Genomic DNA, 22,704 nt, shown 5'->3' with positions numbered 1-22,704 from the left:
GAATATTATTATGAATAAAATTAATCAACTTACTCAAAATATAACTATATTTAAATAAGGGGATTAATTTTAAATGTATAGTAGTATATTATTTAGCACAATAATTAAAGGTATTTTGATATATGTTTTAGCACTGATTCTTAGTAAATTAATCGGTATAAAAATTATTTCGCAAATGAAATTTTTTGATTTTATAATGGGTGTTTCTATAGGATCAATGATTGCTAAAATTATAATTGATAAGGATCATGTAGTTCTTTCTGGAACTATAGCATTAATAATTTTTACATTGTTAACTATAGCAACTAGTTATTTAAATTTAAAAAGCTATACAGCTAGAAGGATAATAAATGCTAAAACTTTGATATTAATAGAAAATGGACGTATTATTGATAAAAATATGAAAAAACTTAGGATTTCAATAAATGAACTTATGATGAAGTTAAGAGAAAAGGATGTTTTCAATTTAGAGGATGTACAATTTGCAATTATGGAGAGTAATGGTCAATTATCAGCTTTAATAAAGGCTAATAAAAAGCCAATAACTCCAGATGATATGAATTTAAAGGTAAAGAGTCTTTCTTTAATAAATGATATTATAATTGATGGAAAAATAATAGATAAGAATCTCGAAATAGCTGGTATAGATCAAAATTGGTTACAGTCTGAACTTAAAAGGAAAATTATAAATAATATTGAAGATATTTTTTATGCCGGTATAGATCAAAATAAAAAGCTTATTATTTCACAAAAGTACCCTGATGATTTTAATATAGAAAACAAGTTTGGTATAGAATAAATGTTAAAATAATTAACTGAGTTGCTGAAAGAAAGTAAGGTTATATAAATAACAAAGCTACACACTAATTTGTGTGTAGCTTTGTTATTATATTATTTCAATTACTTTATTCATTAATTTTATAAAATCATTTTTAACTTTAGCAGAAGTTTCAATAACTTCTTCATGGTTTAATGGTTGATTTAAAATACCAGCAGCCATATTTGTTAAGCAAGAAATACCAACTGTTTTAATTCCACTGTGGTTTGCAACAATTACTTCTGGAACAGTAGACATACCTACAGCATCTCCACCCATAATTCTAGCAAATCTTACTTCAGCAGGAGTTTCATATGTAGGTCCAGAGAACATTACATATACACCTTGTTGTAATTTAATTTCTAATTCTTTAGCTGCTTCTAAAACTTTATTTCTAAGTTCTAAATTATATGCTTCAGACATATCTGGGAATCTAGGTCCAAATTCATCAATATTATGTCCAAATAATGGGTTTGAACCAGAGAAATTAATATGGTCAGTAATAAGCATTAAGTCTCCTGCATTAAAGCTCTCATTAACTGCTCCAGCAGCATTAGTTACAATAAGCTTTGAAACCCCTAATAATTTCATTACTCTTACAGGAAAAGTAACTTTATCTAATGAATAACCTTCATAATAGTGGAATCTTCCTTGCATAGCAACAACTTGTTTATTACCAAGCTTACCTATAACTAAACGTCCAGCATGACCTTCTACTGTTGAAGTTGGAAAGTTTGGAATATCAGCATAGTTATAATATTCAGCATCTTCTATAGCATCAGCTAATGAACCTAATCCAGAGCCAAGTATTAATCCGATTTCAGGTTTATACTTACTTTGTTTTAAAATAAAATCAGCAGAAGCTTTAATTTGTGTTAATAAATCCATTAAAATCACCTCGTTTTTATCTTTTAGTTTATTTATTTAAAAGCATTTCTCCTACTTTAACAACATCTCCGGCACCAACTGTAAGAACTAAATCTCCAGATTCTACTTTAGATGCTAAGTAGTTAGCTGCTTCTTCATGGCTATGAACATTAATGCAATTTAATCCTGTCTTTCTTATAGCATTTCCAAGTTCCTCAGAAGATACTAATCCAGTGTCTTTTTCACGTGCAGCATAAATATCCATTAAAATTAATTCATCTGCAGAAGCAAAACAAGTTGTAAACTCATCAAAAAGAGTTTTAGTTCTAGTATAAGTATGTGGTTGGAACACACAATAAGTTTTGTTATGCTTAATTAACTTTGCAGTAGCTAATGTTGCTTTTATTTCAACTGGATGATGAGCATAATCATCTATTATAGTAGCTCCTTTAAATTCACCTTTAAATTCAAATCTCTTATGAGCACCCTTACAGTTAGCTAAACCTTCAATAATAGCTTCTGTTGGGATATTTAAAATTAAAGATGTACAAATTGCAGAAAGGGCATTTAATATATTATGCTTACCAGTTGTATTTAAAGTAACATCAAATAATGATTTTCCATTCTTGCATACTGTAAATGAAGCACATCCCTTATTATTAAATGAAATATTAGTAGCTGTTACGTCACCTTTAGTAAAACCATAGCTTATAGTATTACATTTTGCATATTTTAATACTTCTTCAACTCTAGAATCTTCAGCACATCCAACTAGATAACCATCAGATGGAATTAAGTCAGAGAATTTTTTAAATGTATCTTCTATATGATTTATATCTCTGTAATAATCTAAATGATCAGCATCTATATTTAATATAATTCCTATATATGGGAAGAATTTTAAAAATGATGCTTTATATTCACATGCTTCTGTAACAAAGTATTCACTTTCTCCAATTTTAAAGTTACCGTGAATAGCATCAACATCTCCACCTACTAATATTGTAGGATCTAAATCTGCACTTAAAGTTATATGTGAAAGCATAGAAGTTGTTGTTGTTTTACCATGAGTTCCTGCAACTGCAACATTATATTTATGGCCTTTCATTATATAACCTAAGAATTCTGCCCTATCCATAAGTTCTATATTTTGATTTTTAGCTTCTATTAACTCAGGGTTAGTAGAAGAAATTGCAGCCGTATATACTACTAAATCAACATTTTTTAAGTTTTCACTTCTATGACCTATGTAAATTTCGGCGCCAGATTTTCTTAATTTATTTAAAACTTCTGATTCTTTAGCATCAGAACCAGATACTTTATATCCTTTTGTTAATAGGACAGCAGCAAGTCCACTCATACTAACTCCGCCAATTCCTATGAAATGCACTTTTTTATTTTTATCTGTATTTAAATCAAAAGACAAGATATCAACTCCTTTAATTCTATTAATAAATGTATATTTATAATTATATACAAATTTGCTAGGTTGAACACAAAAAATAAAAAATATATAAAATAATTTCTTATAAATAGGAACAAAATTATATTAAGAATATGTTTAAAATAGAAAAAAGTATAAAGAAAAAAATTATAGATTTAATAATATATAAAATAATATTAATAATTTATAAAGAAATAAGCTAAAACCTATTGATAATATAACTAATTTAGAATAAAATATGAATATTCGGAATGAGGAAATTGAAATAATTCGTGTTTTTGAGAAAATAAGGAAGGTGAGTTAGGTGGAAAAATTAAGTAGAAACAATAGAGTTGTTGCCATAACAAAGATATTAATAGAAACTCCTAATAAGGTTATTGGGTTAAATAGATTTTCGGAATTGTTAAATGCTGCCAAGTCTACTATTAGTGAAGATATAGTAATAGTAAGAGAAGTTTTAGAAAAATTAGAAATGGGTTCAATAGAAACAATTTCAGGTGCAGCTGGAGGTATTAAATTTATTCCTGCTATGGGACAAAAGGCAAGAGAAGAATTTGCAAATGAATTATGTAAAGCTTTATTAGAAGAGGGGAGAATTGTACCAGGTAATTTTGTGTATTTAACTGATATAATGTATAACCCTCAAATTGTAAGTAAAGCAGGTGTAATACTAGCATCTCATTTTCAAGGTATGGATTTAGATTATATAGTAACAGTAGAAACAAAAGGAATTCCTTTAGCATATGAAGTTGCTAAGAGCTTAGGAATAGAATTAGTTATAATAAGAAAAGATAACAAGGTTACAGAAGGATCAACAGTTACAATTAACTATGTATCAGGAACAAGTGGAAGAATACAACAAATGGCATTAGCTAAAAAATGTATGAAGCCATCTAGTAAATGTGTATTTATAGATGATTTCTTAAGAGGTGGCGGAACAGCTCAAGGAATAAAAGACCTTTTAAGTGAATTTGATAGTGAATTAGTTGGAACAGGTGTATTAGTAGATAATGTTGGAATACAAAATAAAAGAACTGATGAGTATGTTTCAATTATTGATTTAGAATATGATAAAGAAAATAATAAGCTTATAGTAAATCCATCAGAATTAATAAAATAGAATTAATTTCAGTTGCAAAATAATAAATTTTTAAAATAGTGGAAAATTTTAAAAAAAATTAAGTAAAAAAAAGGATTTTTAAACTTTTTATAGAAATATATTTATTATAAAGCAACTGGAGGTGGAGTGAAGTGACAATCACAGACGTTAGAATCAGAAAGATAGCAGCAGAAGGAAAAATGAAAGCTATAGTTTCTGTAACATTTGATAATGAGTTTGTTGTCCATGATATCAAAGTAATAGAAGGACAAAATGGTTTATTTATTGCAATGCCAAGTAGAAAGACACCAGATGGGGAATTTAAAGATATTGCTCATCCAATAAATACTGATACTAGGGAAAAAATTCAAACTTCCATATTAAAAGCTTATGAAGAAGCAATGGAAGAAGAAAACGTTGTTATAAGTGAATAATATTTTAAATAAAAGGAGTATATGGATTAGCATATACTCCTTTTAATTTATAATTAATTTGAAGTGTTGAAATACTTTAGTTAATGCAATATAATATATAGGAAATATGAACGAACGTTTTTAAAAAAAGATTAGGTTTTGTCCATTAAATTTATTGAGAGGTGAGTTAATGTATAAATGTGCTTTAATATTAGCAGCAGGTCAAGGGAAAAGAATAAAATCTGATTTACCTAAAGTTTTACATAAAGTTTGTGGAAAAGAAATGGTTAATCATGTTATTGATACATTAAGAAAAAGTAAAATAGAAGATATAAACGTTATTGTAGGAAAAGGTGCAGAATTAGTTAAGTCTAATACTAGTTCTAGAAATGTAAGCTACTCTCTTCAAGAAGAGCAGTTAGGAACAGGGCATGCAGTTAAATGTGCTATGGAATTTTTAAAAGATAAAAGTGGTACAGTAGCAGTATTTAATGGAGATGCACCTCTTATAAAAGAAGATACAATAGTTAAATTATTTAAGATACATGAAGAAAATAATAACAGTGCAACAATTTTAACATCTATTTTAGATGATGCTTCAGGGTACGGAAGAATTATAAGAAATGGGGATGAAGTATTAAAAATAGTTGAACATAAAGATTGTAATGAAGAAGAACTTAAAGTAAAAGAAATTAATTCTGGAATTTATTGTTTTGAAATTGAAAAGTTAGTTGAATGTTTAGGAAATCTTTCTACTAATAACTCTCAAGGCGAATATTATTTAACTGATGTAATTGAAATGTTAAAAGACAAAGCTGAGAGAGTAGGAGCTCTTGTAATAGATCATGAAGAAACATTAGGTGTTAACTCAAGATTACAACTTTCTGAAGTTGAAGCTATTTTAAGAAAAAGAATTAATAATAAGCATTTAGATAATGGAATTACTATTATAGATCCAATGACAACTTATATTGGAGCTGATGTTGAAATAGGGCAAGACACTATTATTTATCCTGGAAATGTATTAGAAGGTAATACTAAAATAGGAAAAGGGTGCACATTATTCCCTAATTCAAGAATTAATAATAGTATAATTGGAGAAAATGTAGAAATACAATCATCAGTAATTTTAGATAGTTCAGTTGGTAATAATACTACAGTTGGACCATTTGCTTATATTCGCCCAGAATCTGTGGTGGGAGATAATGTAAGAATTGGTGATTTTGTTGAGATAAAAAAATCTACTATAGGTAATAATACTAAAGTATCTCATTTAACTTATGTTGGAGATAGCGAAGTTGGAGAAAGCTGTAATTTTGGATGTGGTACTGTTACAGTAAACTATGATGGAACAAATAAACATAAAACTGTAATTGGAAATAACAGTTTCATAGGATGTAATACAAATTTAATTTCACCAGTTACAATAGAAGATAATAGCTATATAGCTGCTGGATCAACAATTACAAATGATGTTCATAGCGGTGAACTTGCTGTGGCAAGAGCTAAACAAAGAAATATTGAAGGCTGGGTAGATAAAAGAGGTCTTATTAAGAAAAAATAATATAAATATTTACTATAAGATAAAAAAGTGACAAGTAATGTTGCAAATTAAGGAGGGTCTCACAATTATGATAGCTCATGGAAAGAAAATTAAAATATTTACAGGGAATTCACACCCTGAATTAGCAAAGGAAATCGCAGATTTATTAGGATTACCATTAGGAAATGCAAAGGTTTCTACATTTAGTGATGGAGAAATTTCCGTAGATATCAATGAAACTGTAAGAGGGGTTGATGTATTTATAGTTCAATCAACAAGCTCACCAGTTAATAATAATTTAATGGAATTATTAATTATGATTGATGCATTTAAAAGAGCATCTGCAGGAAGAATTACAGCAGTAATACCATACTATGGATATGCTAGACAAGATAGAAAAGCGAAATCAAGAGATCCGATAACAGCAAAATTAGTTGCTGATATATTAACAGCAGCTGGAGCAGATAGAGTTTTAACTATGGATTTACATGCTGCTCAAATTCAAGGATACTTTAATATACCAGTTGATCACCTTTTAGGATCACCTATTTTAGCAAAAAGTTTTGTAGAAAGAGGATTTAGTGATCAAGATGACGTAGTTGTTGTATCACCAGACTTAGGAAGCGTAACAAGAGCAAGAAAGTTTGCTGATAAGTTAAATGCACCAATTGCTATTATTGATAAAAGAAGACCAAAAGCAAATGTTTCTGAAATAATGAATATTATTGGAGAAGTAAACGGAAAGAGATGTATCTTAATTGATGATATGATCGATACAGCAGGAACAATAGCAAATGCAGCAAATGCACTTAAAGATTTAGGTGCAAAGAATGTTTATGCATGTTGTACTCATGGAGTGTTATCAGGACCAGCATTTGAAAGAATTAATAATTCTGCTATTGAAGAATTAGTTATGTTAAATACAATTCCACTTCCAGAACAAGAAGGATTAGAAAAGTTTAAATCAATTTCTGTAGCTCCGTTATTTGCAGAGGCAATTAAGAGAATATATGATGATGAACCAATAAGTAAATTATTTGAGAACTAATAAAAATAAGCTGTTGTAAATGCAACAGCTTATTTTTTTAGTCTTTTTTAAATAATGTGTTACAAATGTAAATTTTATTGAAATTTTATTAGAGTTTTTTAAATTATAGTATAGAATATTAGTTAAGGAAGGTGAATAAAAATGGATGATAAGTTAGGAAAAGTATTAATAGTAGATGATGATATTCATATTAATGAACTTATAGATATGTATTTACAAAGTGGGGGATATAGCACTAAAAAATGTTTTAATGGAAATGATGCATGTAATATTGTAATGACAGAGGATATCGGATTAGTAATATTAGATGTTATGTTGCCAGGAAAAGATGGTATTGATGTATTAAAACATATAAGAAAAAATAGTGATATTCCTGTAATAATGCTTACAGCAAAGGGAGAGGTATTTGATAAAGTACTTGCTTTAGAATTAGGAGCAGATGATTATATGGTAAAACCATTTGATCCAAAGGAATTATTAGCTAGAGTTAAGGCTGTAACAAGAAGATATGCAGTGGATAATCAATCAAAAGATGTTATTAAATATTCAGATTTAACTATTGATATTGGAGCATATGAAGTAACGTATAAAGGAAAAAATGTGAAATTAGCACCAAAAGAGTTAGAGTTACTTCATTTTATGGCCAACAATCCAAATAAAGTTTTTACTAGAGAACAGCTTATGTATGAAGTTTGGGGATATGATTACCCAGGAGATTCAAGAACCGTTGATGTACATATTAAAAGATTAAGAGAAAAGGTTAAAGGTGGAGATGAGTGGGAGCTTCAAACAGTATGGGGTGTTGGATATAAGTTTGAGGTGAGATAGTGAAGAAAAATAGCATAGTAAGAAAGCTAATAATAACCTTCTCTTCTATAACTGGTGGATTATTAATATTAGTAGGATTGGTTTTAACTATTTGGTTTTATAAAAATGATTATAATGGAACAGTAGAATCATTAAATAAGCAATTAGATGTTGTTTCTGAGGCTGTTGGTAGCTATTTAAAGTCTCAGGAAGGAAGCTATGAAGAAATTGGTAGACTATTGGAAATAGCCTGTTTAAGCAATAATATGGATGGGATTATTGTAGATAGACTTGGATATGTATATATAGTTTCAAATAGTAAATACGACTATCTTAAATACACAAATATTGATATAAGTTCAAATAAAGTGCCAACTTCAAATAAGTTGGAGTATTCAAAGAAATTAATAAAGGATTATTCAAATGAAAATCTAGGTGCTTTTATAAAGCCTATTTATTCAAATGAAAAATTAGATGGATATATTATTATGCTTCAAGAGGAAAAAAGAAGTGTAAAACATACCATAATTATTATATGGGTTGCTGTTATCTTAGCGGTTATAGTTGCTGCAGCTATAGTAAAGTATTTTGCTGAATTGCTAGTTGTTAAGCCTATAGAAGAAATAAATAATGCTGCAAAGAGGTTGGCAAAGGGAGATGTAGATGAAAGAGTTAAGGTGATTAATGATAATGAGATAGGAGAACTTGCTCAGTCATTTAATATAATGGCGCAATCTATAGAAGAATCAGATATTATAAGAAAAGAATTCATTTCAAACGTTTCTCATGAACTACGCTCACCAATTACATCTATTAAAGGCTTTATTGGTGGAATATTAGATGGTGTCATACCTAAAGATAAGGAAAATTACTATTTAAAAATAGTATACGATGAAATTGATAGGTTAGCACGATTAGTAAATGATTTATTAGATATGTCAGCTATGGAATCAGGAAAATTTAATTTAAATATTTCTGAATTTGACATTAATCAAACAATAAGTTTATGTATATTAAACTTAGAAAGTAAAATACAGGCCAAAGGATTAAATGTTAAAGCTATTTTTCATGAAAATCGTTGTTTTGCAATAGGAGATAGAGATAGAATTCTTCAAGTTGTAACTAATTTATTAGAAAATGCAATTAAGTATAGTGAAGATAATGGGCAAATAGAAGTAAATATATCTACAAAAGGTGAAAAAATATATGTAAGCATATTTAACTCTGGAGAGACTATTTCTCCAGAGGATATTAATCATATTTGGGATAGATTTTATAAAAGTGATAAATCAAGAACGAATAAAATAAGTACAGGACTTGGTTTACCAATAGTAAGATTAATTTTAACGCAGCATAATCAAGATGTATGGGTAAATAATGTAGAAGGAAAGGGTGTTAAATTTACTTTTACATTGCAAAGAAATAGTTAAAAAATATTAATTTAGGATCAAAAATTAGTTCTAATATTAATTTTGAAATACTTATAGTGTTTAATCATTATAGATATTTTATAAATGCTTGGAGGAAGATATGAAGTTTGGAAGAAGTAAAGAAAGAAAAATATCACGAACTCCACAAGATAGGATAGCTAATATAATTTTTGAGAAAAAAAATACTACTCAAGCAAGAGTTAAGATAGGCGTTAAAATAATTCTATATCTTGTTACAGCTAGTTTTTTAGGGGCAATTATTTCAGGAATAAATGTTAAAAATAAATATGGGGAAGTAATGCAACAGGTAAAAGAATTAAGTGATAATGCGGATAATGTTATATTAGATTATACAAAAGTTATAAATGAGGTATCTCCATCTTTAGTTACTATTAGTGATGATGAAGATAAACTTAATAATAATAGTTATTTTGATGGAAATGTAACAGGAATAATAATTGATGATAGTGGAATAATTTTAACTAATTATTCAACAATAAAAGGAAAAAGTGATATTTATGTAAAGTTATCATCTGTTGCATCAAGGCCAATTAAAGCACAAATTTTGATTGAAGATGAAAGTATTGACTTAGCGGTTATAAAAATAGAGTTTGATGGAGAATTAAAGCCTATAAAGTTAGCCGATTCAAATACTATAAAAGAAGGTCAGGTGATTGTTGTTTTAGGAAATGCAATTGGAGATGAATATATAGGAAGTTCGATTCCAGGAATAATAACTTCAAAGAATGAGAAGTGGGATTTAGATGGAAAAAAATATTCTCTATTACAAATAAGTGCACCCATTGATGAAAAGAATACTGGAGGAGCTATTTGTAACTCAAAAGGTGAATTAGTTGGTATTGCTCATTTGTCTATAACAAATGAAAAAAATGAATCTGGGCTTTATTATGGATTACAAATGAAAGAACTTCAAGAAATGATTAATTCAACAAATAGATTTAAGAGTCTTTTGGGAATAGTTGAAGGTGGAATTGTAGTCGATAAGGAAAGGGGATTTAGTGGATTTTACATACAGGAATTATCTAAAGGTGGAAGTGCATATATGGCAGGGATTAAACCCACAGATATAATTGTTGAAATTGATGATCATGAAATTGTAGAGGCTGATGATATAATAGTAGTATTGCAAGATAAACAAAAAGATGATATATTACACTGCAAGGTCTTAAGTGACGGCGAAATGAAGTATGTAGATATTAAAATATTAAGCTAGATGATTTAGGCTAATTCTAACAGGAATTAGTCTAAATTTTTGCTAAAAAAAATGGTATAATATAAAATAGTCTAATTTGAAGTAACGGAGGAGTTTAAATGTTTTTAATTGTTGGATTAGGAAATCCAGGTAAAGAGTATGATGGAACAAGACATAATATAGGATTTGCTGCAGTAGATTATATAGCAGATAAGTATAATATAGAATTAAATAGGATAAAATTTAAAGGTATATTTGGAGAAGGATTAATAAATGGGAAGAAAGTAATTTTATTAAAACCAACTACATATATGAATTTAAGTGGGGAAAGTATTAGAGAGGTAGTTAACTTTTATAAAATAAGCAACGAAGAAGTAATAGTAATTTATGATGATATTAGTTTAGAAGTGGGAAGACTAAGAATAAGGGAAAAAGGAAGTCATGGAGGGCATAATGGAATAAAAAGCATTATAGCTAATTTAGGTACTGATGTTTTTCCAAGAGTGAAAATTGGTGTAGGTGCACCTAAAGGGAATTTGGTTTCACATGTATTGGGGAAATTTAGTGATGATGAAGTAGAAATATTAAGGGAAACAATAAAAGCTTCAAGTGATGCTGTAAGTATAATGATTAGTAAAGATACTAAAGAAGCAATGAATAAATTAAATGGTTTTAATGCAGGTAAAGAGAAGTAAATAGGGAATATGGAAGGTGATACAATGAGATTGCAGGGGCTATTACAACCCTTAATTGAAAATGAAAAATTTATTGATATTTCAATGGGATTAAAGACGAAAACTTTTCCTATAAATATTGTTGGGTTATCAGAATCAGGAAAAAGTTATATTATAGATGCTATTTCTAATGAAATAGATAATTCCTTAGTTGTAGTAACACATAATGAAATAGAAGCTAAAAATTTATATGATGATTTAAGTTTTTATTCAACTAATGTGTATTTTTTACCTATAAGAGAAGTTGTATTTTATAATGTTGATGCTATTTCGGGCGATTTAAGATGGGCTAGGCTAAAGGTTATAAAAGAAATACTTAATAATAAAAATAAAAAGATAATAGTTACTTCTATAGAAGCGATGACAGCATTATATACACCAAGAGAAAAATATTTAAGTTATAGTATTAATATAAAAAATGGTGATGAGGTAGATTTAAAAGAGATTTCTACTAAATTAATTGAGTGTGGATATGAAAGAGTTGAAGTGGTAGAAGGTAAAGGTGAATTTTCGTTTAGAGGAGGGATACTTGATGTTTTCCCTCCTACAGCTGTTTATCCATATAGAATTGAATTGTTTGGTGATGAAATAGATTCGATTAGAACTTTTAATATAGAGTCACAACGTAGTATTGAAAAAGTTAAATCAATTGATATTTTTCCAGCAAAAGAAGTAATTGTTGATGAAGAAGCAAAAAAAAGAGCTAACGACACAATTATTAGTGAGCTAAATTCTATATTAGAAAAGGCAAATAATAAAAATAGTGAACAAATTGAGAAAATATCAAGAATAGTAAATAAAAATTTAGAAATGTTAAGTGAAACATCTACTTTTGAAACTGTTGATAGTTATTTACCTTTCTTTTATGAGAAATCAGAGTCGCTTTTTGATTATTTGGATGGATATACATTTGTAATTGATGATTTGAAGAGATGTGAAGGAAAACTTGAAAGTATCTACTATGAATTTAATGAAAATTATTTAGCGTTTCTTCAAAGAGGGGATATTTTACCATCACAAAACAAATTACTTATTGATAAAGATGAATTATTAGTTAATTTAGAAAAGTCAAACGTTATTACTTTGAATACTTTTGAAAATAAAACAGATATATTATATCCAAGAAAAAATATTGAATTTAAGCAAATTACATCAAATAGTTATAATGGGCAATTAGATTTATTGATTGAAGATATAAAATCAAGAAAGGAAAATGGATATAGGACATTAATCTTAGCTGGAACTAGAACTAGAGGTGAAAGATTAGTAAAGACATTAAGAGATAGAGATGTTGAAAGTGTTTATAAAGATGATGTTGACTCTATTGAATTAGGGCAAGTTGTAGTTACTTTTGGTAATCTAGTAAAGGGATTTGAGTATCCAGATTTAAAAGTTTGTGTAATATCGGATAAAGAAGTATTTGGTGAAGCTAAGAAATCTCTTCCTAAAAAAAGCAGTAAGAAAAAGGGCGTTGGAAAAATTACTAGCTTTGCAGAATTAAAACCTGGAGATTATGTTGTACATGCAAATCATGGAATAGGTGTATTTAAGGGAATAAAGCAAATTGAGATTGCAGGAAATACAAGAGATTATTTAGATATTGTATATGATAAAGGTGATAAGCTTTATGTACCAGTAGATCAACTAGATTTAGTTCAAAAGTATATTGGTAGTGAAGGAAAAAGCCCTAAAATAAATAAACTAGGTGGAAATGAATGGCAAAAAGCTAAAGCAAAGGTAAGAAAATCAATAAATGAAATAGCTGAAGATTTAGTAAAACTTTATGCAGCTAGAGCAGCTTTAAAGGGGTATAAATATTCTAAAGATACTGAATGGCAAAGACAGTTTGAAGATGAGTTTCCATACGAAGAAACACCAGACCAATTATCTTCATTAGAAGAGATAAAGCATGATATGGAATCAGATAAGCCAATGGACAGATTGCTTTGTGGTGACGTTGGATATGGGAAAACAGAGGTTGCGATAAGAGCAGCATTTAAAGCTGTAATGGATGGAAAACAAGTTGCATTTTTAGTTCCAACTACAATATTAGCTGAACAACATTATAAAAATTTAGTTAAAAGATTTTCAGATTTTCCTGTGAAAATTGATATGATAAGTAGATTTAGAACAGCTAAGCAGCAAAAAGCAACGTTGCAAGCGTTAAAAGAAGGTAATGTTGATATATTAATAGGAACTCACAGATTAGTATCAAAGGATATTGTTTTTAAAGATCTAGGATTATTAATAGTTGATGAGGAGCAAAGATTTGGAGTTGCGCAAAAAGAAAAAATAAAATCAATTAAGAAAAATGTTGATGTATTAACATTAAGTGCAACACCTATTCCAAGAACGCTTCATATGTCATTAACAGGGGTTAGGGATATTTCGGTTATTGAAACGCCACCAGAAGAGAGATTTCCAATTCAGACTTATGTTGTAGAGCAAAATGATCAGCTTATCAGAGATGCTATATTAAGAGAAGTGGCAAGGGATGGCCAGGTTTATTTTGTATATAACAGAGTCGAAAGCATACAAGGAATGGCTAAATATATTAGTGAATTAGTACCAGAATGTAAGGTAGGAATAATTCACGGGCAAATGACTGAAAAAGAATTAGAATCTGAAATGATTAAGTTTATGCAGAGGGAATATGATGTTTTAGTCTGTACAACTATTATAGAAACAGGTATAGATATTCAAAATGTAAATACCATGATAGTAAATAATGCTGATAAGATGGGATTATCACAATTATACCAATTAAGAGGAAGAGTTGGACGTTCTAATAAAATTGCATATGCATATTTTATGTATACTAAAGATAAGGTATTAACAGAAGTTGCTGAAAAAAGATTAAAAGCATTGAAGGATTTTACTGAGCTTGGATCAGGATTTAAAATAGCAATGAGAGACTTAGAAATAAGAGGAGCCGGAAATATGATGGGCTCATCTCAACATGGACATATGGCAGCTATAGGATATGATTTATATTGTAGAATGCTTGAAGATACAGTTAAGTTAATTAAAGGTGAAATAGAACAAGAACCTATTGAAACAACTGTTGATATTAAAGTTGATGCATATATTCCATCATCATATATTGAAGATGAAATTCAAAAAATTGAGGTTTATAAAAAAATTGCTGCAATTGAAAATATGGATGATTATAAAGATATAAAGGATGAGTTAGAGGATAGATACTCATCAATTCCTGAAGCTGTATATAATTTGATGGATATTGCATATGTTAAGAGTTTAGCTAAAGTATTATTAATTGAAGAGATAAAAGAAACACCTAAAGAGGTAAGATTTAAGTTCCCAAAAGGATATAAAAAAGTTAATGATATTTATCACATATTAATGAAAAAATATAAAGAAAATGTTGTTTTATACTTTGGAGAAACTCCATTTTTTGCTGTGAAAGTAAATAGTATTAAGCGTGAGGAAATATTAGATTTTTATAAAAAACTTCTTACTGATTTAATTAAAAATTCACGTAAAAAATAGACAGTAGAATTTGAATAAAAAGGATATAACTGATATACTAGGGTATGTAACAAATTATTATGAATGTAAAGTGAGGGAAATAAATTGAGAAAGATAAAAAATATAGTAGCTATTGCAACAGTTGCTGTCATGGCATTTTCAATGGCTGGTTGTAAGATGATAGAAAAAACTCCAGAAGCTATACAAAAGACTGTATTGGCGAAGGTTGGAAGTGACAAAATTACTATGGCAGATGTAAATAGTGAATTACAGGCTGATATAGACTATTTAATTGAAACTTATGGTGAAGATTATGAAAATAATATAGATGATACATTAAAAGCTAAATTAAAGAGTGCAAGACAAAGTGTTCTTGAACAATTAGTAGATAATAAAGTATTAATCACTAAAGGAACAGAGCTTGGATATATTCCATCAGATGAAGAATTAGCAACTGAAATAGAAACTGAAAGACAAAACTTTGTTGAGGCTTATGGCGGAGAAGATGAATTAAAGGAAGCTTTAGAACATTACAGAATGAGCGATGAGAAATTTAATTCTTTCCTTGAAAATTTAGTAAAAGTTCAAAAAGTTACTGAGGCAATAACAAAAGATGTTACTGTAACTGATGAAGATATTGAAACTTACTATAATGAAAATATAGAGGATTATACTAAAAAAGCTGGAGCAAATGCTAAGCATATATTATTTAAAACTGAAGAAGAAGCAAAAGCAGCTAAGGATAAAATAAATTCTGGTGAAGCTACTTTTGATGATATATATGCAGAGTATGAAGCTAATGCAACTTCAAGAACTTTCCCATTATCAGAAGATTTAGGATATGTTGAAAATGAGCAAGAAAACTTTGATACTGACTTCTTAGCTGGATTTAAAGTATTAAAAGAAGGTGAAATTTCAGATCCTGTTCAAAGTTCATTTGGATACCATATAATAAAGGTTGAGGGAGTTCAAGCTGAAGATACAGTAACTCCACTTGATGAAGTAAAAGATACTATCAAATCAACTTTAGAAAGTCAAAAGAAAGAAGAAGTATATAATTCAACATTAGAACAATGGAAAAAAGATTTAAATGTTAAATTATATGAAGATAGACTTTAATTTGTAGTAAAAAGTCAAACAAGATTATAAAAATCTTGTTTGGCTTTTTTTATTATTATAAATAATAAATTGAATTTTAGGGAAATTTATTATTGAAGATATGGAAGATATTATTTTAAATTTTCACAATTATTATTTGAATTTAATAATTGTAAAATTACCATAGACTTCATATAATTCCTCTTTAGATAGGAGAGGATAAATATTGGGTATATGTGTATAAAATTTCTAATACTTCAAATAATAATAATGCAGTTAATCATATAACATAATTAAGGAGGTAACTCATAGTAATGAAAGCTACAGGAATAGTAAGACGTATTGATGATTTAGGAAGAGTAGTTATACCAAAAGAAATTAGAAGAACATTAAGAATTAGAGAAGGAGATCCATTAGAAATATTTACAGATAGAGAAGGTGGTGTAATCTTAAAGAAATACTCACCAATAGGAGAATTAACTGATTTTTCTAAGGAGTATGCTGAAAGCTTGCAACAAGCAATTGGACATATTGTTTTAATTGCTGATAAAGATGCCTTTATATCAGTAAGTGGAGCAACAAAGAAAGATTATATTGAAAGAAAAATAAGTTCAGAACTAGAATCTATAATGGATGGTAGAAAACCTTCTATCATAACAGAGAATAGTAAAACAATTCCATTACATAATGATGAGGACCCAGGAGAATATACAAGCCAAGTGATAGCACCAATAATTGCTGAAGGTGATGCAATTGGAGCTGTGCTTATTGTATCAAAAGAATCTGGAGATGTTTTTGGAGATTTAGAGTTAAAATTAGCTGAAACTGCAGCAGCTTTCTTAGGAAAGCAAATGGAACAATAAATAATACTAGACATATTACAATATTTGTTAAATATTTATACAATATTTGTAATAATACCTCTAAGCTTTAAATAAAAATTAGTAGTAGTCAGTAATTTGAGTTTGGAGGTATTTTATGAAGAAGCAATCTCTTATAAAAGGAAGCTTGGTATTGGGAATGACTGGAATGTTAGCAAAAGTATTAGGCTTTTTCTTTAGATGGCCATTAATTATGTTAATTGGTGATGAAGGAATTGGATATTATCAATTATCATATCCTTTATACATGTTTTATGTAGGAATGGCAAGTGGGGTTCCGGTAGCAGTTTCTAAAATGATATCAGAAAAAAATGCTGTTGGAGATGTAGAAGGAAGTTATGAAGTTGTTAAAGAATCTTCTTTTTTGATGATAACGTTAGGGGTAGGAACTTCATTGATATTATTCTTTTTTGCAAAGCCAATTATTAGTTTCTTAAAATGGGATATGAAATCTTATTACTCATTAATAGGTATATCTTTTGCACCGATGATGGTTTCATTTGTTACTATATTTAGAGGTTTCTTTCAAGGACTTCAAAATATGACACCGTCTGGAGTATCACAGATATTAGAGCAAATAGGAAGAGTGATAATTGGAGTTGGACTAGCCTATCTTCTTTTTAGCAAGGGAATTGAATATTCCGCAGGAGGAGCTGCTTTTGGAGCGGCAGGAGGAGCTTTTATTGCAGGAATATATTTGATTATAAAGTATAGGCATGTAAAAAGGGAAATGGGAATAAGAAGGGTTAAAACTAATCCAGAATTATTAAGTAAAATATTAAAGATTGCAATTCCAATTTCTATTGGTGCTACAGTAGGAACAATAATGAATTTAATAGATTCTATATTAGTGCCACAAAAACTAGTTGAATCTGGTGTTGCAAATGCAACGGCTTTATATGGACAACTTACTGGTAAGGCTGCTGTATTAGTTAATATACCTTTAACATTATCAGTAGCAATTTGTACATCATTAATTCCGATAATAGCAGAAAACTATATACTAAACAGAAAAGAAGAAATGCAAAGTAAAATTAATATTGCAATGAAATTATCAGCAGTTATTGCATTGCCAGCTACATTAGGAATGTTTTGTTTAGCAGGACCTATAATGAAGTTAGTATTTTTTGATAGATATGAGGGAATTGAAATATTAAGATATTTATCAATATCCATACCTTTTGTTATTGTAACTCAAACGACAACGTCTGTTTTACAGGCTACAAATCATTATATAAGGCCAGTTATAAACCTAGTAATAGGATGTATTGTAAAGGTAATCTTAACTACAATATTAGTTCCAATACCAGAAATAAATATTTTTGGTGCTGTAATAGCAAGTATTTCTGCTTATGTAGTAGTTACTATATTAAATCTTATAGCACTTAAAAGTAAAATTAAATGTAAAGTAAGTATTTATGATTCTTTTATAAAGCCGGCATATGCATCAGTTGCAATGATAGTAGTAGTCTTATTTAGCTATGATTTTATAATGAAAAAAATAGACAGTAACAGTATTTCTTGCTTATTATCAATATTTATGGGTATTATTATATATATAATAGCTATTCTACTTTTTAAAGTATTTAATGTTGATGAAATAAAAAATAGATTAGTAAGAAAATGATGTAAGGAGAGTACTGTACAATGATAAAAATAGTTGGATTAGGGCCTGGTTCACCAGATGCTTTAACGATAGGAGCTGTTAGAGCTTTAGAGGAAAGTAAAAACCTTTATTTTAGAACAGAAAAGCATCCTACAGTTGATTATTTAAAAAAAGGATTAACTTCTTTTAAGACTTGTGATAATTATTATGAAGAAGGAAGTAGTTTTGATGAGGTATATTCTAATATTGCAAATGAAATGATAGAAGAATATAAAAAATGTGGTGAACTAGTTTATGCTGTTCCAGGACATCCTTTAGTAGCAGAAAGATCAGTTTTAAATCTTATTAACTTATGTAATGAAAATAATATAGAATATAAAATACTACCTGCAGTTAGCTTTGTGGATGCTATGATGGATAGGCTTCAAATTGATCCAATAGAAGGACTAAAGATAATAGATGCGTTTGATATAAAAAATCAAATATTGGATAAAAGAATTGGTACTATAATTACTCAAGTATATAATGTATTAATTGCTTCTGAAGTAAAACTTGAATTACTTGAATATTATAATGATGAAACAGAGATATACTATGTAAGAGCCGCAGGAATAGAAGGAGAAGAATCTATAAGAAAAATTCCTTTATATGAATTAGATATGCAAGAAGATATAGACTATTTAACTTCAGTATATATTCCTAAGGATATAAATAATAAAAAAGATTTTTATGATTTAATCAATACAATTGAAATTTTAAGAGGAGAAGATGGATGTGCTTGGGACAGAGAACAAACTCACGAAAGTATTAAAAATTCTCTTATAGAAGAAGCTTACGAAACTGTAGAAGCTATAGAAGATGATAATATAGATGGGTTAATAGAAGAGTTAGGAGATGTTTTATTACAAGTTGTATTCCATTCTGTAATTGGAAAAGAAGATGGATATTTTAATATATCTGATGTTATAGAAGCAATAACAACAAAAATGATTTATAGACATCCTCATGTTTTTGGAAATGTAGTTGCTGATTCATCTAAAGAGGTTTTAGAGAATTGGGATGAATTAAAGAAAAAGGAAAAGAACTATGAAACTCTTACTGAAGAAATTGAGGGAATAGCAAAGACATTACCTGCATTAACTAAAGCACACAAGGTACAAAAAAAGGTTTCAAAGGTTGGATTTGATTTTGAAGATGTAAATGAAGCTGTTAAAAAAATAGAAGAAGAAATAAATGAAGTATTAGATGTATATAAATCCAATAATATGGAAAAAATAATAAATGAAGTTGGTGATTTATTATTTGCTTGTGTTAACGTAGCTAGATTATTAAATGTTGATGAAGAAGAAGCATTAAATAAATCAATCAAAAAGTTTGTTAAAAGATTTAAATTTGTTGAGGAAAATTTATTAAAGCAAGACAAAAATTTAAACGACTCTACATTAGATGAAATGAATGCTTTATGGGAAGATTCAAAAAAGTACGATTAACAGAAAAGATAGAGAATTTCTGCATTTATAGAAGGATTTTTATAGTTTGTGCAGAATATTTTAAGAAGAGGAATATAAAAATGACTATACTACAAGAAAAAGTTGTAATAAATATATTTTTATAGAAAAAAGCCCGTATTACTATAGACTACTGAATAAAGTGGATATATAATAAGGTAATGTAGTTATAGTACATAATTAAAAATAGTTAACTACAATATTTTTAACTGTTTATTTAAGGAGGATGTAAATCGTGAATAAAGCAGAATTAATTACTAGCATGGCAGAAAAAAGCCAATTAACAAAGAAAGATGCAGAAACTGCATTAAAAGCATTCATTGATTCAGTTCAAGAAGCTTTAGAAAATGGGGAAAAAGTTCAATTAGTTGGATTTGGTACTTTCGAAACTAGAGAAAGAGCAGCTAGAGAAGGAAGAAACCCAAGAACTAAAGAAACTATAAACATTCCAGCTTCTACTGTACCAGTATTTAAAGCAGGTAAGGAATTTAAAGAGAGAGTTAATAAGTAATTATAATTTTTAAGCCCGAGTTATCTCGGGCTTTTTAATACCTAAAATTAATGAACTTATGTGGAGGAATATTATATGAGATTAGATAAATATTTAAAAGTATCAAGAATAATAAAAAGAAGAACAGTGGCTAAGGAAGCTTGTGAAGGCGGAAGAGTTTCAATTAATGATAAGGTAGCAAAACCATCAACTAATGTAAATGAAGGAGATATAATAGAAATTACTTTTGCAAATAGAAAGCTTAAGGCAAGAATTATTAATATTGCTGATCATGTGAGAAAAGAAAATGCTAAAGAAATGTATGAGATTTTAGAAGGTGTAGAAGATCAAGAATAATTTTTAATAATACTTCATATATTTAATCAAGAAATATATGGAGGAGTAAATAATGGAGAAAAAATTAGAGGGTAGTATAGAGGATAATAGAGGAAATATTATATTAGAAAACAGAAAGAAAATGACATTAACTGGAGTAGAGGAAGTAATTAGCTTTGATGATGAAAAGATATTACTTAATACTAAGCTTGGAGCATTAACGATAAAGGGTCAAAATTTGAAAATGAATAAGCTTGATGTACAGAATGGCGATGTAATGATTAATGGAGAAATATATTATATCGTTTATAGTGGAAAAGAAGTTAAAAAAGAAAAAGAAAGCATAATTGGAAGGCTTTTTAAATAGGAGGTTATTATGCCATTAAAAACAGATGTACAATTTAGTATTATACTTTATGCAATGTTAGCTGGTATACTAACCGGAGCAATGTTTGACTTATATAGAATAATAAGAGGTAGCAATGTAAATAAAATTGTAATTGCAATTGAAGATATATTGTTTTGGATACTAGCGGCTATGGCAGTTTTTACATTCCTCCTTTATACTAATTATGCTTTTTTAGGAGCTTATGTTTATATATTTATGATTATTTCGTTGACCTTATACATAAGGTTTATTAGTAATATATGTATTAAATTTGAGTTAAAGCTTATAAGTGCTTTAGGAAAAATGTTTAGAGTAATATTTAAAAATTTTATTTATCCATTTAAAGTAATATTTCACAATATTACAGGAAAAAACAATTAGTATAAAAAATATCTTGAATTAATTATGTAGAGTGGTTTACAATATATTTATAGAATAATATAAAGAGGGTACTATTTTATGAAAAAAAACGTAAACCTTAAAGGAATTATTATTGTTTTAGTTATTGGATTTTTTAGTATAAGTGTAATAAAACAAGTTATTGTACTAAAAAGAATAAAGAGTGATATTTCTACTCAAGCCCAAGAATTAGAGGAATTAAAAGAAAAAAATATTAAGTTGCAAGCAGAACTAGATAGGGCTCAAAGTAATAATGAGTATCTAGAAAAACTAGCTAGAGAGAGGCTAGGATTAATAAAAGAAGGTGAGCAGCAAATTATTCCAAGTAATGAGGTAGAATAGTATTGGTTTAAGTTTAAATTTCTATTAATATGGTTATTATTATTAATGACATAGATTATTTTTAATTTTAAGGAGGATTCTTTGTAAAATGACCTTAATGGCAGGAAACATATTAGAGGGTACAGTGGTAAATATTACAAACTTCGGAGCTTTTGTAGAGATAGAAGGTAAAACAGGTTTAGTTCATATTTCAGAAGTTGCAGATTCTTTTGTTAAGGATATAAGACAACATCTTAATGAACAAGATAAGGTAAAGGTTAAAGTTATATCAATTGATGATAATGGAAAAATTAGTTTATCAATTAAGCAAGCTAACGTTAAGAAAAAATCTGTAAAACCTGCAGAAATTGAATGGACATCTGAAAAGAAAAAAGCTGCACCAGCAAACTTTGAAGATATTATGTCTAGATTCTTAAAGGATAGTGAAGAAAGACAACAAGATTTTAAAAAGCATCAAGAATTTAAAGGAAGATCTAAAAAGAGTTTTTAATTAGAACCGTTATATAAGTTTTATATATTAGAGAGAATGGATAATCACTTATCTTTCTCTTTTTTTATTAAATTTTTTTATAAAAAATAATAAAAAAATATAAAAAATATAAAAAAGTATAGAAAATAAATCAGTTGGAAGTGGCTATTTTACTGGCTTTAGATAGAAAATGAAATAAAAATAAAAAAAAGTGAAAAAAATGTTGACAGTATTATGTTCATACTATATAATTAATTTTGTCGTCAGATGACGGCGACGAAAT

Annotated in this window: 22 protein-coding genes; 20 read left to right on the top strand and 2 right to left on the bottom strand. The window is 28.1% G+C overall.

What is annotated here, in order from left to right:
- Positions 1-73: 73 nt before the first annotated feature.
- The gene (locus tag TY07_RS11910) at positions 74-799 is read left to right on the top strand and encodes a DUF421 domain-containing protein (protein WP_042400099.1); all 726 of its coding nucleotides are present in this window, start codon (positions 74-76) and stop codon (positions 797-799) included.
- 87 nt (positions 800-886) lie between these two features.
- Here the strand turns inward: TY07_RS11910 and TY07_RS11905 are convergent, their stop codons facing one another.
- Both TY07_RS11905 and murC read right to left on the bottom strand, forming a co-directional pair.
- On the bottom strand, positions 887-1,705 hold the full coding sequence (locus TY07_RS11905; RefSeq protein ID WP_042400097.1) for a purine-nucleoside phosphorylase: 819 nt from the start codon (positions 1,703-1,705) through the stop codon (positions 887-889).
- 28 nt (positions 1,706-1,733) lie between these two features.
- Entirely contained in the window at positions 1,734-3,110 is a 1,377-nt protein-coding gene (murC, locus tag TY07_RS11900; RefSeq protein ID WP_042400094.1) for a UDP-N-acetylmuramate--L-alanine ligase, read from the bottom strand.
- 322 nt (positions 3,111-3,432) lie between these two features.
- Between murC and purR the strand changes: the two genes are divergently transcribed.
- From purR to TY07_RS11805, 19 genes are all read left to right on the top strand, one after another.
- Complete coding sequence (gene purR, locus TY07_RS11895; protein ID WP_042400092.1) at positions 3,433-4,248, top strand: pur operon repressor; 816 nt, start codon at positions 3,433-3,435, stop codon at positions 4,246-4,248.
- A gap of 131 nt (positions 4,249-4,379) precedes the next feature.
- Positions 4,380-4,661, top strand: a complete 282-nt coding sequence (gene spoVG / locus TY07_RS11890; protein ID WP_042400088.1) for a septation regulator SpoVG — start codon at positions 4,380-4,382, stop codon at positions 4,659-4,661.
- 169 nt (positions 4,662-4,830) lie between these two features.
- Positions 4,831-6,204, top strand: coding sequence for a bifunctional UDP-N-acetylglucosamine diphosphorylase/glucosamine-1-phosphate N-acetyltransferase GlmU (gene glmU, locus TY07_RS11885; RefSeq protein ID WP_042400086.1), 1,374 nt, complete (start codon positions 4,831-4,833; stop codon positions 6,202-6,204).
- Between the two features lie 67 nt (positions 6,205-6,271).
- Positions 6,272-7,231: a ribose-phosphate diphosphokinase gene (locus TY07_RS11880; protein WP_042400083.1), complete on the top strand. Its 960-nt coding sequence runs from the start codon at positions 6,272-6,274 to the stop codon at positions 7,229-7,231.
- Positions 7,232-7,372: 141 nt separating this feature from the next.
- Complete coding sequence (locus tag TY07_RS11875) at positions 7,373-8,059, top strand: response regulator transcription factor (RefSeq protein ID WP_042400081.1); 687 nt, start codon at positions 7,373-7,375, stop codon at positions 8,057-8,059.
- Positions 8,059-9,468, top strand: coding sequence for a sensor histidine kinase (locus TY07_RS11870; RefSeq protein ID WP_042400078.1), 1,410 nt, complete (start codon positions 8,059-8,061; stop codon positions 9,466-9,468). The genes TY07_RS11875 and TY07_RS11870 overlap by 1 nt, the downstream gene beginning before the upstream one ends.
- Before the next feature lie 100 nt (positions 9,469-9,568).
- The gene (locus TY07_RS11865) at positions 9,569-10,702 is read left to right on the top strand and encodes a S1C family serine protease (protein ID WP_042400075.1); all 1,134 of its coding nucleotides are present in this window, start codon (positions 9,569-9,571) and stop codon (positions 10,700-10,702) included.
- Between the two features lie 98 nt (positions 10,703-10,800).
- Positions 10,801-11,376, top strand: a complete 576-nt coding sequence (pth, locus tag TY07_RS11860; protein ID WP_042400072.1) for an aminoacyl-tRNA hydrolase — start codon at positions 10,801-10,803, stop codon at positions 11,374-11,376.
- A gap of 24 nt (positions 11,377-11,400) precedes the next feature.
- Positions 11,401-14,925: a transcription-repair coupling factor gene (gene mfd, locus TY07_RS11855; protein WP_042400169.1), complete on the top strand. Its 3,525-nt coding sequence runs from the start codon at positions 11,401-11,403 to the stop codon at positions 14,923-14,925.
- Between the two features lie 84 nt (positions 14,926-15,009).
- Complete coding sequence (locus TY07_RS11850; RefSeq protein ID WP_042400067.1) at positions 15,010-16,023, top strand: peptidylprolyl isomerase; 1,014 nt, start codon at positions 15,010-15,012, stop codon at positions 16,021-16,023.
- Between the two features lie 293 nt (positions 16,024-16,316).
- Complete coding sequence (gene spoVT / locus TY07_RS11845) at positions 16,317-16,865, top strand: stage V sporulation protein T (protein ID WP_042400064.1); 549 nt, start codon at positions 16,317-16,319, stop codon at positions 16,863-16,865.
- A 115-nt stretch (positions 16,866-16,980) separates the two neighbouring features.
- Positions 16,981-18,510: a putative polysaccharide biosynthesis protein gene (locus TY07_RS11840; protein WP_042400060.1), complete on the top strand. Its 1,530-nt coding sequence runs from the start codon at positions 16,981-16,983 to the stop codon at positions 18,508-18,510.
- Positions 18,511-18,530: 20 nt separating this feature from the next.
- Positions 18,531-19,979 carry a bifunctional methyltransferase/pyrophosphohydrolase YabN gene (gene yabN, locus TY07_RS11835; protein WP_042400056.1) on the top strand — a complete coding sequence of 483 codons (1,449 nt, stop codon included), beginning with the start codon at positions 18,531-18,533 and terminating at the stop codon, positions 19,977-19,979.
- A gap of 253 nt (positions 19,980-20,232) precedes the next feature.
- Positions 20,233-20,508 (top strand): HU family DNA-binding protein, encoded by a 276-nt coding sequence (locus TY07_RS11830; protein WP_042400053.1) that lies wholly within the window; start codon positions 20,233-20,235, stop codon positions 20,506-20,508.
- Between the two features lie 75 nt (positions 20,509-20,583).
- Entirely contained in the window at positions 20,584-20,844 is a 261-nt protein-coding gene (locus TY07_RS11825; protein ID WP_042400050.1) for an RNA-binding S4 domain-containing protein, read from the top strand.
- Between the two features lie 52 nt (positions 20,845-20,896).
- A complete protein-coding gene (yabP, locus tag TY07_RS11820) occupies positions 20,897-21,190 on the top strand; it encodes a sporulation protein YabP (RefSeq protein ID WP_042400046.1) in 294 nt (97 codons plus the stop codon).
- Between the two features lie 9 nt (positions 21,191-21,199).
- Positions 21,200-21,592 carry a spore cortex biosynthesis protein YabQ gene (yabQ, locus tag TY07_RS11815; protein WP_042400042.1) on the top strand — a complete coding sequence of 131 codons (393 nt, stop codon included), beginning with the start codon at positions 21,200-21,202 and terminating at the stop codon, positions 21,590-21,592.
- Positions 21,593-21,670: 78 nt separating this feature from the next.
- The gene (locus TY07_RS11810; RefSeq protein WP_042400039.1) at positions 21,671-21,952 is read left to right on the top strand and encodes an FtsB family cell division protein; all 282 of its coding nucleotides are present in this window, start codon (positions 21,671-21,673) and stop codon (positions 21,950-21,952) included.
- Between the two features lie 88 nt (positions 21,953-22,040).
- Positions 22,041-22,442 (top strand): S1 domain-containing RNA-binding protein, encoded by a 402-nt coding sequence (locus tag TY07_RS11805; protein WP_042400035.1) that lies wholly within the window; start codon positions 22,041-22,043, stop codon positions 22,440-22,442.
- The last annotated feature ends 262 nt before the right edge of the window (positions 22,443-22,704 follow it).

Source organism: Clostridium saudiense (assembly GCF_000577815.1).
Taxonomy (GTDB): domain Bacteria; phylum Bacillota; class Clostridia; order Clostridiales; family Clostridiaceae; genus Clostridium; species Clostridium saudiense.
Note: the sequence above shows the minus strand (reverse complement) of the source record. Positions and strands in the feature narration are given on the sequence as shown.